Source organism: Enterobacter sp. E14S, assembly GCF_055666685.1.
In genome coordinates this window covers 1-14125 of record NZ_JBVODQ010000008.1, presented here as the reverse complement: position 1 = coordinate 14125, position 14125 = coordinate 1, and the positions used below count along the sequence as shown (strand labels likewise).

Annotated in this window: 15 protein-coding genes and 1 tRNA gene; 6 read left to right on the top strand and 10 right to left on the bottom strand. The window is 53.1% G+C overall.

Going from position 1 to position 14125, the window contains the following annotated elements; all coding sequences use genetic code 11:
- Nucleotides 1-4 precede the first annotated feature (4 nt).
- Nucleotides 5-1750, top strand: a complete 1746-nt coding sequence (dnaG, locus tag ACZ6J2_RS15910; protein ID WP_023294585.1) for a DNA primase — start codon at nt 5-7, stop codon at nt 1748-1750.
- A gap of 165 nt (nt 1751-1915) precedes the next feature.
- On the top strand, nt 1916-3763 hold the full coding sequence (rpoD, locus tag ACZ6J2_RS15905; protein WP_023309228.1) for an RNA polymerase sigma factor RpoD: 1848 nt from the start codon (nt 1916-1918) through the stop codon (nt 3761-3763).
- A 100-nt stretch (nt 3764-3863) separates the two neighbouring features.
- On the opposite strand, the gene mug is transcribed toward rpoD, so the two are convergent.
- The gene (mug, locus tag ACZ6J2_RS15900; protein ID WP_029741755.1) at nt 3864-4370 is read right to left on the bottom strand and encodes a G/U mismatch-specific DNA glycosylase; all 507 of its coding nucleotides are present in this window, start codon (nt 4368-4370) and stop codon (nt 3864-3866) included.
- A gap of 125 nt (nt 4371-4495) precedes the next feature.
- Between mug and ACZ6J2_RS15895 the strand changes: the two genes are divergently transcribed.
- The 4 genes from ACZ6J2_RS15895 to ACZ6J2_RS15880 all read left to right on the top strand — a co-directional run bounded on the left by ACZ6J2_RS15895 (nt 4496) and on the right by ACZ6J2_RS15880 (nt 6661).
- Nucleotides 4496-4571 (top strand) — tRNA-Ile (locus tag ACZ6J2_RS15895).
- Between the two features lie 39 nt (nt 4572-4610).
- Nucleotides 4611-4892, top strand: a complete 282-nt coding sequence (locus ACZ6J2_RS15890) for a hypothetical protein (protein ID WP_471726248.1) — start codon at nt 4611-4613, stop codon at nt 4890-4892.
- Nucleotides 4893-4895: 3 nt separating this feature from the next.
- Nucleotides 4896-5915 (top strand): phage integrase, encoded by a 1020-nt coding sequence (locus ACZ6J2_RS15885; RefSeq protein ID WP_471726175.1) that lies wholly within the window; start codon nt 4896-4898, stop codon nt 5913-5915.
- The gene (locus tag ACZ6J2_RS15880) at nt 5912-6661 is read left to right on the top strand and encodes a hypothetical protein (protein WP_471726173.1); all 750 of its coding nucleotides are present in this window, start codon (nt 5912-5914) and stop codon (nt 6659-6661) included. Before ACZ6J2_RS15885 ends, ACZ6J2_RS15880 begins: the two co-directional genes overlap by 4 nt.
- Before the next feature lie 229 nt (nt 6662-6890).
- Here ACZ6J2_RS15880 and ACZ6J2_RS15875 read toward each other — a convergent pair whose 3' ends face one another.
- The 9 genes from ACZ6J2_RS15875 to ACZ6J2_RS15835 form a co-directional block, all read right to left on the bottom strand.
- Nucleotides 6891-7091, bottom strand: coding sequence for an ogr/Delta-like zinc finger family protein (locus tag ACZ6J2_RS15875; RefSeq protein ID WP_029741756.1), 201 nt, complete (start codon nt 7089-7091; stop codon nt 6891-6893).
- 67 nt (nt 7092-7158) lie between these two features.
- On the bottom strand, nt 7159-8313 hold the full coding sequence (locus ACZ6J2_RS15870) for a phage late control D family protein (RefSeq protein WP_214580105.1): 1155 nt from the start codon (nt 8311-8313) through the stop codon (nt 7159-7161).
- Nucleotides 8310-8774, bottom strand: a complete 465-nt coding sequence (locus tag ACZ6J2_RS15865) for a phage tail protein (RefSeq protein WP_023309232.1) — start codon at nt 8772-8774, stop codon at nt 8310-8312. Before ACZ6J2_RS15865 ends, ACZ6J2_RS15870 begins: the two co-directional genes overlap by 4 nt.
- A gap of 11 nt (nt 8775-8785) precedes the next feature.
- Nucleotides 8786-11065 carry a phage tail tape measure protein gene (locus ACZ6J2_RS15860; protein WP_471726171.1) on the bottom strand — a complete coding sequence of 760 codons (2280 nt, stop codon included), beginning with the start codon at nt 11063-11065 and terminating at the stop codon, nt 8786-8788.
- Nucleotides 11058-11177, bottom strand: coding sequence for a GpE family phage tail protein (locus ACZ6J2_RS15855; RefSeq protein WP_023616176.1), 120 nt, complete (start codon nt 11175-11177; stop codon nt 11058-11060). Before ACZ6J2_RS15855 ends, ACZ6J2_RS15860 begins: the two co-directional genes overlap by 8 nt.
- 32 nt (nt 11178-11209) lie before the next feature.
- A complete protein-coding gene (locus ACZ6J2_RS15850) occupies nt 11210-11518 on the bottom strand; it encodes a phage tail assembly protein (RefSeq protein WP_023309234.1) in 309 nt (102 codons plus the stop codon).
- Nucleotides 11519-11574: 56 nt separating this feature from the next.
- Complete coding sequence (locus tag ACZ6J2_RS15845) at nt 11575-12093, bottom strand: phage major tail tube protein (RefSeq protein ID WP_023309235.1); 519 nt, start codon at nt 12091-12093, stop codon at nt 11575-11577.
- An 11-nt stretch (nt 12094-12104) separates the two neighbouring features.
- Entirely contained in the window at nt 12105-13292 is a 1188-nt protein-coding gene (locus tag ACZ6J2_RS15840; RefSeq protein WP_471726170.1) for a phage tail sheath protein, read from the bottom strand.
- Nucleotides 13293-13350: 58 nt separating this feature from the next.
- Nucleotides 13351-13944, bottom strand: a complete 594-nt coding sequence (locus tag ACZ6J2_RS15835) for a recombinase family protein (RefSeq protein WP_471726169.1) — start codon at nt 13942-13944, stop codon at nt 13351-13353.
- Between the last annotated feature and the right edge of the window lie 181 nt (nt 13945-14125).

Sequence of the window (14125 nt, the reverse complement as noted above, 5' to 3'; positions counted from 1 at the left end):
GCATATGGCCGGAAGAATCCCACGCGTTTTCATCAATGACCTGCTTGCCAGAACCGACATCGTCGATCTCATCGACGCGCGGGTAAAGCTGAAAAAGCAGGGCAAGAACTACCATGCGTGCTGTCCGTTCCATAACGAAAAAACCCCCTCCTTCACCGTAAACGGTGAAAAGCAGTTTTACCATTGCTTCGGCTGTGGCGCACACGGTAATGCCGTCGATTTTTTGATGAATTACGACAAGCTCGAGTTCGTTGAAACCGTCGAAGAGCTGGCGGCGATGCATAACCTTGAAGTGCCGTATGAAGCAGGCAGTGGGCCAAGTCAGATCGAGCGCCATCAACGGCAAACGCTGTATCAACTGATGGATGGCCTGAATTCGTTTTACCAACAGTCTCTTAAGCACTCTGCGGCTGAGCCTGCGCGTCAGTATCTGAACAAGCGCGGACTGAGCGACGATGTGATTGCGCGTTTCGCTATTGGTTACGCCCCGCCCGGCTGGGACAACGTGTTAAAGCGTTTTGGCGGCAATAGCGAAGATCGTAAATCTCTCATCGACGCAGGCATGCTGGTCACCAACGACCAGGGACGAAGCTACGACCGCTTCCGTGAACGGGTGATGTTCCCGATCCGCGACAAGCGTGGCCGGGTGATTGGTTTTGGTGGTCGCGTGCTGGGTGATGCCCTGCCGAAATACCTCAACTCTCCGGAAACCGATATTTTCCATAAGGGCCGTCAGCTTTACGGTCTTTATGAGGCGCAGCAGGATAACGCGGAACCTCCGCGTCTTCTGGTCGTCGAAGGCTATATGGACGTCGTTGCGCTGGCGCAGTACGACATCAACTACGCGGTTGCGTCGCTAGGTACGTCCACCACCGCCGATCATATTCAACTGCTCTTCAGGGTGACCAACAACGTCATCTGCTGTTACGACGGTGACCGCGCTGGACGCGACGCCGCCTGGCGAGCGCTGGAAACCGCGCTGCCGTATATGACCGACGGGCGTCAGCTACGCTTTATGTTCCTGCCCGACGGTGAAGACCCGGATACCCTGGTGCGTAAAGAGGGCAAAGCGGCGTTTGAAGCGCGGATGGAGCAGGCTCAGCCGCTCTCCACGTTTTTGTTTAACAGCCTGATGCCGCAGGTCGATTTGAGTACCCCTGACGGGCGCGCGCAGCTCAGCACGCTGGCGCTGCCGTTAATCAGCCAGGTGCCCGGCGAAACGCTGCGCATCTATCTGCGTCAGGAGTTAGGCAACAAGCTCGGCATTCTGGATGACAGTCAGCTTGAACGTTTAATGCCTAAACAGGCTGAAAACGGTGCGGTTCGGCCCGCGCCTCAGCTAAAACGCACAACCATGCGTATACTGATAGGGTTGCTGGTCCAAAACCCCGAGCTCGCACCGCAGGTGCCGTCGCTGGCGGGTTTAAACCACGAAAAATTGCCCGGGCTTGGCTTATTTTCAGAACTGGTCAACACGTGTTTGTCTCAGCCAGGTCTGACCACCGGACAACTTTTAGAGCATTATCGCGGCACAAAAGAGGCCGCTACCCTTGAAAAATTGTCGATGTGGGACGATATAGCAGATAAGGACATTGCAGAAAAAACGTTCACCGACTCGCTCAACCATATGTTTGATTCGATGCTTGAGCTGCGCCAGGAAGAGTTGATAGCTCGCGAGCGCACGCACGGCTTAAGCAGCGAAGAACGCCGGGAGCTCTGGATGATTAACCAGGAACTGGCGAAGAAATAAGTCAAAGACAACAGTATTTAACGGCTTAAGTGCCGAATATCGATCGGGAAGCCCCCGGCAGCCGCACTGAGAGGCAGCGGCAAAAATATAAGTACGCCCTCGCTTTAAAGGTTGGCAGCCCCATCGCCGACACCAATCAAACGAATTAAGTGTGGATACCGTCTTATGGAGCAAAACCCGCAGTCACAGCTGAAACTTCTTGTCCAACGCGGTAAGGAGCAAGGCTATCTGACCTATGCCGAGGTCAATGACCATCTGCCGGAAGATATCGTCGATTCAGATCAAATCGAAGATATCATCCAAATGATCAATGACATGGGCATTCAGGTGATGGAAGAAGCACCGGATGCCGATGATCTGTTGCTGGCTGAAACCTCCAACAACACTGACGAAGATGCGGAAGAAGCTGCTGCACAGGTACTGTCCAGCGTGGAATCTGAAATCGGGCGTACCACTGACCCGGTCCGCATGTACATGCGCGAAATGGGTACCGTTGAACTGTTGACCCGCGAAGGCGAAATTGACATCGCAAAACGCATCGAAGACGGGATCAACCAGGTTCAGTGCTCTGTTGCCGAGTACCCGGAAGCGATCACCTATCTGCTGGAGCAGTACGATCGCGTTGAAGCGGAAGAAGCGCGCCTGTCTGACCTGATCACCGGTTTTGTCGACCCGAACGCTGAAGAAGATATGGCGCCTACCGCCACTCACGTCGGTTCTGAACTGTCTCAGGAAGAGATGGATGACGACGAAGACGAAGATGAGGAAGAGAGCGACGACGACACCGCGGACGATGACAACAGCATCGACCCGGAGCTGGCGCGTGAGAAGTTTGCCGAGCTGCGTACCCAGTACGAAGTGACGCGTGACACCATCAAAGCGAAAGGCCGCAGCCATGCCGCCGCACAGGAAGAGATCCTGAAGCTGTCTGAAGTATTCAAACAGTTCCGCCTGGTGCCAAAACAGTTCGACTACCTGGTGAACAGCATGCGCGTGATGATGGATCGCGTACGTACCCAGGAACGCATCATCATGAAGCTGTGCGTTGAGCAGTGCAAAATGCCGAAGAAGAACTTCATCACCCTTTTCACCGGCAACGAAACCAGCGAAACCTGGTTCAACGCGGCTATCGCGATGAACAAGCCGTGGTCTGAAAAACTGCACGACGTGAAGGACGATGTGCATCGCGGCCTGCAGAAACTGCATCAGATTGAAGAAGAGACCGGCCTGACCATCGAGCAGGTTAAAGATATCAACCGTCGTATGTCCATCGGTGAAGCAAAAGCCCGCCGTGCGAAGAAAGAGATGGTTGAAGCGAACTTGCGTCTGGTTATCTCTATCGCCAAGAAATACACCAACCGCGGTCTGCAGTTCCTGGATCTGATTCAGGAAGGCAACATCGGTCTGATGAAAGCGGTAGATAAGTTTGAATACCGTCGTGGTTACAAGTTCTCCACCTACGCAACCTGGTGGATCCGTCAGGCGATCACCCGCTCTATCGCGGATCAGGCGCGCACCATCCGTATCCCGGTGCATATGATTGAGACCATCAACAAGCTCAACCGTATCTCTCGCCAGATGCTGCAGGAGATGGGCCGCGAGCCGACGCCGGAAGAGCTGGCCGAGCGCATGCTGATGCCGGAAGACAAGATCCGTAAAGTGCTGAAGATCGCCAAAGAGCCAATCTCCATGGAAACACCAATCGGTGATGATGAAGATTCGCATCTGGGTGATTTCATCGAGGATACCACCCTCGAGCTGCCGCTGGACTCTGCGACCACCGAGAGCCTGCGCGCTGCGACGCACGACGTTCTGGCTGGCCTGACCGCCCGTGAAGCAAAAGTCCTGCGTATGCGTTTCGGTATTGATATGAACACCGACCACACGCTGGAAGAAGTGGGTAAACAGTTCGACGTTACCCGCGAACGTATCCGTCAGATCGAAGCGAAGGCGCTGCGCAAGCTGCGTCATCCAAGCCGCTCTGAAGTGCTGCGTAGCTTCCTGGACGACTAATCGGTCCTGACAGTGAAAAAGCTCCCTTCGGGGAGCTTTTTTTTGTTTATTCCCTCTCCCTGTGGGAAAGGGTAAGGGTGAGGCATCAGGCCGCAGAGGATTACAGCCCCCGCACCATCAGCGCCTCATCCAGCTCGCGATACGCTTCCACCAGCTTATCCAGCGTCGCCCTGTTAAGCCCGCTCGGGTTCGGCAGCACCCACACCTGCGTAACGCCAATCATGATGCTCTGCTTGCCCCACTGCGTTCCACGCTGGCTAAATGCCTGCTCGTAGGCCTGCTTGCCGAGGATCGCCAGCGCGGCCGGCTGATAATCCTCTATCTTCTTGATCAGCTCCCGTCCGCCGCTGCGCAGCTCATGCAGGTTAACCTCACTCGCCTGTACCGTAGGCCGCTCGACCAGCATGGTAATTCCGCAGCGCGTGTCCAGCAAATGCTGTTCCTCTTCGGGCTTGAGTAGCCTGTCGGTAAACCCGGCCTGGTAGATCACCTTCCAGAAGCGATTGCCCGGATGGGCAAAGTGAAAACCGGTGTGCGCCGAGGACTTACCCGGGTTGATTCCACAGAACACAACCCGCAGGCCAGGGGCCAGAATATCGTTGATCATCTTTACTCCCGCTCGATACATCGTCAGGGAAGTATAAAGGATTGATTATGCGTTGTTTATAAAAACAGCAGGCAGGTGTGAATGGCTGGATTGCTGCGGGGAGTTACTTTATAATTCACCGCCACGGCCCCTTAGCTCAGTGGTTAGAGCAGGCGACTCATAATCGCTTGGTCGCTGGTTCAAGTCCAGCAGGGGCCACCAAATTTTAGCTTTAAAATCATATAATTAAGTCACTCTAACATTGTCAGTGTTGGTGGTAAAACAGGTCTTCTGCTTGGCGAGATCACTATCTCAACTAGCGGTCAAAATTACACCATCAAAAACGTCATGAAAGCGTCGGTCGTTCCTTTTACAAATTTAGTGAATGAGACTCGCAGCACGTCCCAATCCACGACTCAACGACCAGCTACAAATCAAGATGACATCATCGTTAGGATTGAGCGTCTGGCAAAACTTAAAGCTGACGTCATTCTCACGGATGAAGAATTTCAACAGCAAAAACACCGTATTCTTAACGGGTAAAGCATGCCTGTACGTAAGCTATCAGACGACCGCTGGGTTGCCGATTTCTACACTGTAGATCGTAGCAGTGGAAAAGACGGAAAAAGAGTGCGAAAGAAGTTCGCGACAAAAAGCGAAGCCTTAGCATTTGAAAATTATATCCTCCAAAAGTTAGATGAGTCTCCTTGGCTGGCTGAAAGAAAGGAAACTCGTAAACTTTCTGATCTCGTTCAGCTTTGGTTCGATAGGCACGGCATAACCTTAAACGATGGAGAAAAGCGTCGTAAATCCATGCTGTGGGCATCTGAATGCATGGGCTCACCATTAGCCACAGAATTCAATGCTCAACTATTCACAATATATCGTGCCAAGCAATTGGATGGGCAATTTGCAAGGACAAAGCGTATATTCAAGGTTTCACCGCGCACAATGAATCTTGAGCACGCTTATTTCCTGGCTGTATTCAATGAACTTCAAATATTAGGTGAATGGGTTACACCTAATCCTTTAGAAAACGTTAGTCAGTTCAGAACCGATGAAACTGAAATGGCATATGTTACTGGCGAACAGATTAATCGTTTACTTGCAGAGTGCCGAAATAGCTCCGCCCTAGACTTGGAAATGATTGCAAAAATCTGTCTCTCGACAGGTGCCCAATGGGGAGAAGCTGAAAAATTAAGACATTCGCAGGTTTCAGCGGGAAAAGTTACTTTTACAAAAACGAAAGGGAAACGTAACAGAACAATCTCCGTAAGTGCAGATTTGCTTTCTGAACTTCCCATAAAAACAGGTGTGCTTTTCACACCTTGTTACTATGCCTTTAGAAATGCACTTGAACGTGCAGAAATTGAATTACCGCCGGGGCAACTTACGCATGTATTGAGACATACGTTTGCCAGTTATTTTATGATGAATGGTGGAAACATATTAGTTTTGCAAAGAATACTTGGTCACACCGATATAAAAATGACGATGCGTCATTCACACTTTGCACCAGAACATTTAGACGAAGCTTTAAAATTCAACCCATTGGTGGAAAAATGACAACCCTTTCTAAAATATATTATTGGTATAGAGAAAACAAATGTAAATCATTAATACTTGGATTGATTATATTCTTTATAACCGCGGCTCCACTAATTTTCTATCTTTGGAATTTTCGGCATGGGTTATCAGAAGATGCCAACGCCTGGGTTGTATTTGGAACTTACATAGGCGGAGTCTATGGCCCTGTTTTCACTTTAACCAGTGTAATTGTTTTGGTTGTTACAGTAGTGGAGATAAATCAATCAAACAGAATAAATATTGAGCTATCGAAAAACGTAAACATCATATCTGAAATTATTGAGCTATCAAAATTATTAGATAATTCATTAGAGAAAAATAAACATCTTACCCACTCTGGGCGTAACTACACTTTTGAATGGTTTGCAAATGCAGTGCAAAGTAAATTCATAGGTAACGATCCTGGAAGCGAAGAAGAAATAAAAGATGCATCTATTTTGAGATTCAAAGATAACGATATAGATCTTTTCCGTGATGAAATGTTCATCTTAAAAGAGATACTTTTGAGAATTCATAACATCGATGATGAGGATCTTCAAGAAAGAGCTCGAGCGATATTTAAAGGCATAATTCCAAATCAAGAGAGGTATTGGATGGCTTGTTACGTTTCAAGATTCCACAAAGATATGAAATTGCTGATTGCACTGTGGCCAAATTTCTCAGTAATGCCAAAATATCTGTACGATCTTCTACAAGATCCAGAAGAATTCTCCAACCACCCATAATGTCGCAGGAAATCAGTGATATTGGATGATACTGCCTTGCATTGGTATGCATAACCCACTGTTTTTAAAATAACTTATTGTTTTTATGTTGCACGTAACGGTTCTCACAATTGCCAGGTCGCTGGTTCAAGTCCAGCAGGGGCCACCAAATTTTAGTTTTAGAATCATATGATTAAGCCACTCGATTGAGTGGCTTTTTTATTGGTTTTTTGAGCCGATGACGCAGCCGCTAACCGTGGTTCAGCGAAGCCGTTCGGACACGCTCAGAGGCGCCCGGGGTCGCGATCAGGCGCTCCACGGACTCCATCGTCACGAACGTACAGCTGCAGTCCACATTGGTGCACTGGTGATAGCGCTCTTTGGTATTTTCACTTAGATAGCGACTGGTACGCGCATGCGCAGAGTGCTTGCACTTAGGACAATGAAACATGTACCCCTCCACTTGATTCACATTTTGTGAATCAATAATACCCAAAATAAAACCAATAGCAACTACATTACTCACTATCAACAGTAAATTTTTCGTCGCTGACGTTCAGCTCAAGCTTAAGCTGCGTGGTAAATCCGCTATCGTTGAGGGTATGCACCACCTCGCTGATGATCCACGCCTGCTCGTCAATGACGCGTTTAAAACCGTTTACCAGCACCGGCGTTTCGGGGAACAGATCGGCGCGTCCCAGGGCAAGCTGGATGGAAAACTCTACGGTTCCCCGCTGAAGCGCGCGCCACTTAGCCTCTGCGGCCCTGAGCGCCTGCTCTTCAGAGGCATAAACCGTGGTGAGCTCAAATACGTTCTCCGCCGATCCCACCAGCCTCTCTTGCGGTTTCTGCTCCTTGCCTGCTGCTCCCGCTACCGGTGCGGCGGCATCCGGGTGCTGCAGTGCTTCTGTCTGCTGCCCTCCGGACTGACGATTAATACTCAATTGAGGATTTTGTTGTTTGGGGTCACGCGTTTGCAGCCATTTGGCCGTTACGCCGGAATAATTTTCACGGTCAGTTATGGAAAAAAGGTGCTTATCGCCATCCCCACGTTCAATCATCATTAAGGAAAGCGGAGTGCCGCTGGCCGTCACGGCCTGGCCCGCTTTCATAAAGATAATCTTCCCGGCTTTGATTGAAACAAATGCTCCATTACGTTCAGCAAGGCGGGAGAGGAAGGCCGCGTCTGTCTCCTGAGACTGGTCAATATGAGAGATGGCGATGGATGCAAGCCCCGACGCGACGCTGGCGGTCAACTGGTTACGCTGAGCGATGGTATCGACTATCGCGCCAATCGTCGTGTCATGCCACGACTGTTCGCGCCGCACGTTTAGCTTTCCACGAAAATCTGCGCTGAATCCCTGGATGGTCAGCGTGTCCGGCGCGCCCCGGAAATGAATCGCATCAATCGTAAAGTCCCCTTTCTCCTCGAGCGGGGTTCCCTCCCATCCCAGCCATAAGGACAGCCTTGCCCCCCGGGCAGGCAAGTCCAGCAGCCCGTCGGAATCATCCAGCAGAATATCCAGCTGATCGGCTTCCAGCCCCCGTTTGTCGGTCATGGTCAGGCTGATAAGACGATGGCTGAAATTTTGCGTGATATCACGATCGTCAAGCTTAAGCATAAAATCAGGGGCGATTTTTCCACCCGCCCGGATATTCATTTCGGCGATCATCCCACCAGCCCTCCAATGCTATTCCGTGCGCTTTCCACCAGCTCTGAGGCCTGCGTTCGCAGGTCGCCAAACGTCGTCATCAGCGATTCGTCCACGCGTTTTAGCGACAGGGTAAACTCAATTTTTCGGGCGGTACCGTCACTGTAAAAATCCGAATGCGTGTGCGTGACTTTCTCAATGACAAACATGCCGTGAATGATGCCGGTACCGTCTATCAACGGCCATGCCCGCCCCTCATTTGCCATCAGCTCAACCGCCTTGAGGGAAAGCCGCCCTCCCGTGAGTTCCGGGTAAAGTAAGCCGGAGAGGCTAAAGGATGTCTCACCTTCGCCAAGGTACTGCCAGGCTTTGGGTTTCCCGATGCGAGCGCTGGATGCCCAGCGGTAGTCTTTTGTGAATATCATTGACTGATACGGTAAGGTTCGTCGTTCAAAGACAAACAGACCCAGCACCATTAACATTTTTTCTCTCCTCAACCATACATAAAGCTGGATTGCTGCCGTCTCGCTTTATCCTGTTCAATGCTATCTATCGTCTCCCGGATTTGACGCGTCAGATCCGTTCCGGAGGCCGTGCTCCCCTGCAGCGTGATGTTATATTCGCTTTTACTCTGATCGACGTAAGAGCGTCCTCCAGTAGCGATGGTCGGCTGATACCCCAGGCTGCCGCCAGAAATCCCCGCGCCCGGAATATAAGCGCTGCCCGCCGGTGAGGATGCCGCTTCTGCTTTTGCCGCAGCGGCGTCGAGATCGCCCGACTCGTTTTTGATAAGACCGAGCTTCTCCAGCAGCCAGCTGGCCTTGCCGCTCAGGCTATTAAAGAGATCAAGCGGTGCCATTAACGCATCGCCCAGCGCCTGACCAAAAATCACGCCAGCGTTTTTACAGCCATCCAGCGTTTCCTGCGTTGCCTTGATCGGCGTGATTAAGTCGGTGAACCATTGCCAGATACCGCCCAGCTTCTCCGAGATAGCGTCAAATACTGCCATCACCGGTGAGAACAGCGCCCCCAGCGGTGCGAAAGCCGTCGAAAGCCCTTCCATCACCCCGCCAAAGAAGGCGCTGATGGGCTCCCAGTATTTAAAAATCAGTAAAGCACCGGCAGCAATCGCCGCGCCAAGGGCAATCACCGGCCAGCTAAGCGCGCCCAGCACCGTCATGATGGCGCCTCCCACCACGCTGAATACCGTTCCCAACATCCCGGCCGCGGTAATAACCATATTGACGCCCGTCAGAACCGGGCCGATAACCGTGCCTACGCCACCCAGTACGCCAGCAAACGCCTGCGCGCCGACAACAATGCTGGCGAGGGTCTGCGTCAGCTCAGGGTTGGCATTCACCCAAAGGGAGGCCGTGCCAAGCCAGCCGGTTGCGGTTGTTATCAGGTTGCGCAGAGCGCCATCCGCTTGATCAAATACATCAATCTTCAACCCGTTCCACGCGGCCTGGAATCGGTTGATATCGCCGTCAAGATTATCGGTCTGCACGGAAGCCGCGAGCGCGGTACTGCCCTTTGCCCCCTGCAACTGCTGGCGTTTTTCATCAAGCGATCCATCACCCGCAGCGGAAGCCACCGCCCCCGCAGCTTTTATGGCATCCGGAGTCTGAACGTGGCGCAACATCGCGCTGAGCGCATCCCCGGCGGCGGCACCTTTCATTCCTTTTTCCGCCAGAACGCCAAGCAGCGCGGTGGTCTCTTCAAGCCCCATACCGGATGCACCCGCAGCGGGCGCAGCAGAGGTGACGGCTGCCACCATCTCAGCGAGGCTGGTATTCGAAGAGGTAAAACCGCGCGTAAGCACATCTGCGATGCGTCCCGCATCCGCATCGGCCAGGCTATACGCGGCCTGCGTGCTGGCGATCATATCGGCCGCGTTAGCCGCGTCGACACTCCCCGCCAGGCTGAGGTTGACCGTTGGCGCGGTGGCCGCAAGCAGCCCATCGGCGTCATAGCCTGAACGAGTCAGTTCGGTTTGTGCCCGGAGGACCGTATCTGCAGGTACTCCAGTCCCGGCACTGACCTCCCGCGCCTGCTGGCGAATCGCCTCAAGCCGGGGATCCCCCTTCGCCAGGCCAAGGTTTGCCTGAATGGCCGACATCTGCTTTTCAAAGCTGATGCCTGGCGCCATAAACCGGGACGTCTGGTCAAAGCCCGCTTTTGCCATGCCCACGCCCGCATTCGCAAGCTGACGCACCCGCGCGGTAACGCGTTTGCCGGACTCGTAGCGATTCTGAACGGCACTCAGCCGCTCCTGCTGCTGATTGACTCGGGCCAGCGCATCCCGCTGTCGGTTAAGCTGCTGCGTTTTTTCGCTGATGTGACTTTTTAAACGACGTTCATCCGACGAGAGCGTGCGCGTGTTCACTCCCGCCTGAGCGAGTTCAGCGCGCTGACGCTGTACCGAGTAGCGTAAGCTGTTGTACTCATGCTTAAGGTCGACTGCCGATTTTCGGGCTGCAGTCAGCGCATCAGCCTGTGCCTGGGTGGGGTTTTGCGTGCTTTTAAACTGTACCGCCAGCGCCGCGGCCTGCTGTTTCGCCTGAGCAAGCGACTGCTCCGTCGTGGCGAGCCGGGCATTTGCTTTTCTGAAGCCGTTAATGCGCCCCGCCTGCTCATCGAGCGCCCCCAGCGCCGTCTGCGCATCGCGGATATCGCTCGCGAGAGTGAGGCTGGCGTTCTGGAGAGCGTTAAGCGGTCGGGTTGCCCGGTCGACTGCCTTAAGCAGCTCCTGAAGACTGACATTATTACTCATGGTGGTTTCCGCTTCGCTGTAGCGCTTTTTCGCGCCATAAGAGGAGTTCGGTCACGCTAAGGGAGTACAGTTCTGACGGCGGCCAGTGAAAGATCACCGCGATATCCGCCATCAGATCGTCGACCGACACATTTTCGGGAAATTTCAGCGAGCCGAAGCCGGTGACAAAAAACCGATCACCTTACCTGCAAAAGAGAGCAGATCGCAGGCATCCAGGCGCGCAACCTCATGCTCGGTCAGCGCCGGCGAGGTCATTCGCGGCAGCACCTTAATCAGCGCATCCACGTCAGATTGCGCCAGCGACGCCAGCGATACGCCGCGCAGGGTCCCCGCATTGGGTTTTGCGACGGTCACCTTTTCGATTTTTTGCTCGCCGCGCTGAACGGGGCTATCAAGCGTGACGATGTGTGGGTTTTCACTTTCGTTCATGGCGGTCTCGTTGATATTTTCCATTTCGTTACTCTTCTGAAAGTTAACTCACCGGCCGGTCATCCCGGCCGGTTAAAGGGTTACAGGCCGATGGCCTTACGGTGTTCTGCCAGGCGATCAACGCCATCGACTTTGAGCACCATGTTGATGATGTCGATTTCGATGATCTCTTTACCATCAATGGTCAGCTGGTAGTAAGCGCACTCGGTGGACATCTTGGTGGTGCCGCTCTCGCCCTGCTTGTTTTCACCGCCGTCAAACTCTTTATGACGGCCGCGCATAACGATTTCGACGGCGGAGATTTCGCCGGTGTCATCGCGCTGATACGAGCCGGTAAAGCGCAGCGGCACGCTGTCCGCGCCCGGAGAGGCGTACTGCGCCCACAGCGCGGCGTCCGGCAGACCGCCAACGGTCCACTCCAGCGCCAGGGCATCATCGTCCAGGCCGAGGTCGACAGAGACCGAGCCCGGCATACCGCCACCGCGATACTTCTCCAGCTTGCGGGTAAGCTTCGGTAAGGTGACAGACTCAACAACGCCCATATAGCTCAGGCCATCGTTGAACATATTCAGGTATTTAAGTTTGCGTGGTAACGCCATGCTTCAGCTCCTTAGCTGTTAACCGAATCTGACAGGTCTGCCAGATAGGTATCGGTGATGCGCTGGCGCAGGGTCAGATTTTCCAGCGGCGGGACAGGGGTGTAGTCGTAATCGATATACAGTTTCCCCGCTTTCAGGGTGGTTGCATCGTTCGACTCAGGGTCATACCAGCAGGAGCCGTCGACGATATAGCCGTTGGTTTTCAGCTCGCGGAACTTGGCGTTAATACCGGAAACGATGTCGCGGATAAGCGTTGGCGTGATGGGTTTATCCATCGCCCACGCGTGCGCTTCCGCCATGGTATCGGCCAGCACCTGTGCGGTACGGGTGTAGTTTTCAAAGACGAATAACGGATCGTCTGAGCAGGTACGGTTACCCCAGAATTTGAAGCCGTCGTTGCGAATCAGCGTAGTGACGCCAGCCTGGTTAAGCAGGTTCGCATCGGTAGCCTGTTCCTGCAGATCCCACGAGACAGAGGCGCTTACGCCAGTAACGCCGTTGACGCCAACGTTTGACAGGGTTTTATGCCAGCCGATTGTCTGGTCGATTTTGGCGCGCAGGCCAAGCGCGCGGGCGGCCGCCCAGGCCGTCGTCGTGGCGTTCGCGGTGGTATCCCATGCCAGAAAATCAGGATGGATAACCATCAGCTCGCGCTGGCTGAAGTTTTTGCGGTAGTCGATCGCCTCAGAGATGGTTTTACAGCCCCACGCGCTGACATAGCCGAACGCGCGCAGGCTCTGGCACATGGCGGCCAGTGCGGTCGCCACTTCCTGAGAGTCCAGCCCCGGCACGCCGAGAATACGCGGCTTAACGCCGGTTACCGTTTTCGCCGTGAGAAGCGCCTTCAGGCCGGTATATTTACCGTTTTCATCGGTGGTACCGATGATGTTGGAAACGGTCTGCTTGCGCGCCTCTTCCGGGGTTTCAGCGGTGCCTTCGGCCACGCGAACAACCACGACAACCGGTTTGCACTGGTCGGCGATCGCCTGCAGAGAAGCGGACAGCGTTCCCGCCTTACCGGCTTTCGCAATCGCGTTTTGCACGTTGGTAATAAGCACGGGCTCGTTTAAAGGAAATGTCTTGTCGTCAGCATCGCTGGCCGTACAGACCATGCCGATGATTGCCGTCGAGACGGTGGAAATGGTGCGGGTGCCATCGTTGATTTCGATAACTTCCACGCCGTGGTGAAAATCACTCATCCGTTTAACTCCTTGGTTAGTTGGTGAGTGATATTGTCGCGGCTGGGCTTGCTATGAGCTAACCATCCCTGTCCAGCGGCCGCTGGCACAACGATTGTCCGACTATCGTGGCGGGGAATTTTTTATAAAGCGTGGAAATACCTACATCAAAAATTAACGCAACGCGCTGTCGGGATTCCCCGGAAGCAATCAGCCTGCCAGCCTGAGCCCATTCCTCCTGCGTCAATTTAGGGCGTCTGCCACCAATTCGTCCCTGTTCCCGCGCTGCGGCCAGCCCGGCGCACGTCCTCTCGACAATGAGTTCACGCTCCATTTCAGCAAGCGCCCCCATGATATGGAAGAAGAAACGACCCATTGGCGTTGAGGTATCAATGCTATCAGTCAAACTGCGGAAATTAATGCTTCGCTGGCGGAGTTCCTCGGTCATTGAAACAAGGTGGCGCATACTGCGCCCGAGCCGATCAAGTTTCCATACAACGAGAGTATCGCCCGCATTAAGTTGTTTGAGGGCACGATTGAGCCCTGGTCTGTTTGTCGATTTACCGCTGATTTTATCTTCAAAAATGAGCTCACATCCTGAACGCTGCAGCGCGTCACGCTGTAAGGCGGTGTTTTGTTCATTTGTTGACACGCGTACGTATCCAATAAGCATGGTATTTCTCTCCGTCAAAACCGGAAATCATGCCATTTAATTGATAAACACGCATTTTCGAAAACCTTGGTTTGGGAGAAGCTAAATACGTAACCAGTCGAGGAAGTAACGCAAATGGAGTCTGGGTAATATGGTCGGATGGAGCCATTGAGGTTATGGGGTATGGTGTAATCCTTGATAA

Excerpts from the sequence above, each read along its gene's own strand:
- ACZ6J2_RS15880 (WP_471726173.1), top strand. The coding sequence starts at position 5,912 with ATGACAACCCTTTCTAAAATATATTATTGGTATAGAGAAAACAAATGT.
- ACZ6J2_RS15845 (WP_023309235.1), bottom strand. The coding sequence starts at position 12,093 with ATGGCGTTACCACGCAAACTTAAATACCTGAATATGTTCAACGATGGC.
- ACZ6J2_RS15885 (WP_471726175.1), top strand. The coding sequence starts at position 4,896 with ATGCCTGTACGTAAGCTATCAGACGACCGCTGGGTTGCCGATTTCTAC.
- ACZ6J2_RS15860 (WP_471726171.1), bottom strand. The coding sequence starts at position 11,065 with ATGAGTAATAATGTCAGTCTTCAGGAGCTGCTTAAGGCAGTCGACCGG.
- ACZ6J2_RS15875 (WP_029741756.1), bottom strand. The coding sequence starts at position 7,091 with ATGTTTCATTGTCCTAAGTGCAAGCACTCTGCGCATGCGCGTACCAGT.
- ACZ6J2_RS15870 (WP_214580105.1), bottom strand. The coding sequence starts at position 8,313 with ATGATCGCCGAAATGAATATCCGGGCGGGTGGAAAAATCGCCCCTGAT.
- mug (WP_029741755.1), bottom strand. The coding sequence starts at position 4,370 with ATGATCAACGATATTCTGGCCCCTGGCCTGCGGGTTGTGTTCTGTGGA.
- ACZ6J2_RS15835 (WP_471726169.1), bottom strand. The coding sequence starts at position 13,944 with ATGCTTATTGGATACGTACGCGTGTCAACAAATGAACAAAACACCGCC.
- rpoD (WP_023309228.1), top strand. The coding sequence starts at position 1,916 with ATGGAGCAAAACCCGCAGTCACAGCTGAAACTTCTTGTCCAACGCGGT.
- ACZ6J2_RS15840 (WP_471726170.1), bottom strand. The coding sequence starts at position 13,292 with ATGAGTGATTTTCACCACGGCGTGGAAGTTATCGAAATCAACGATGGC.
- dnaG (WP_023294585.1), top strand. The coding sequence starts at position 5 with ATGGCCGGAAGAATCCCACGCGTTTTCATCAATGACCTGCTTGCCAGA.
- ACZ6J2_RS15855 (WP_023616176.1), bottom strand. The coding sequence starts at position 11,177 with ATGGCGGATATCGCGGTGATCTTTCACTGGCCGCCGTCAGAACTGTAC.
- ACZ6J2_RS15850 (WP_023309234.1), bottom strand. The coding sequence starts at position 11,518 with ATGGAAAATATCAACGAGACCGCCATGAACGAAAGTGAAAACCCACAC.
- ACZ6J2_RS15865 (WP_023309232.1), bottom strand. The coding sequence starts at position 8,774 with ATGTTAATGGTGCTGGGTCTGTTTGTCTTTGAACGACGAACCTTACCG.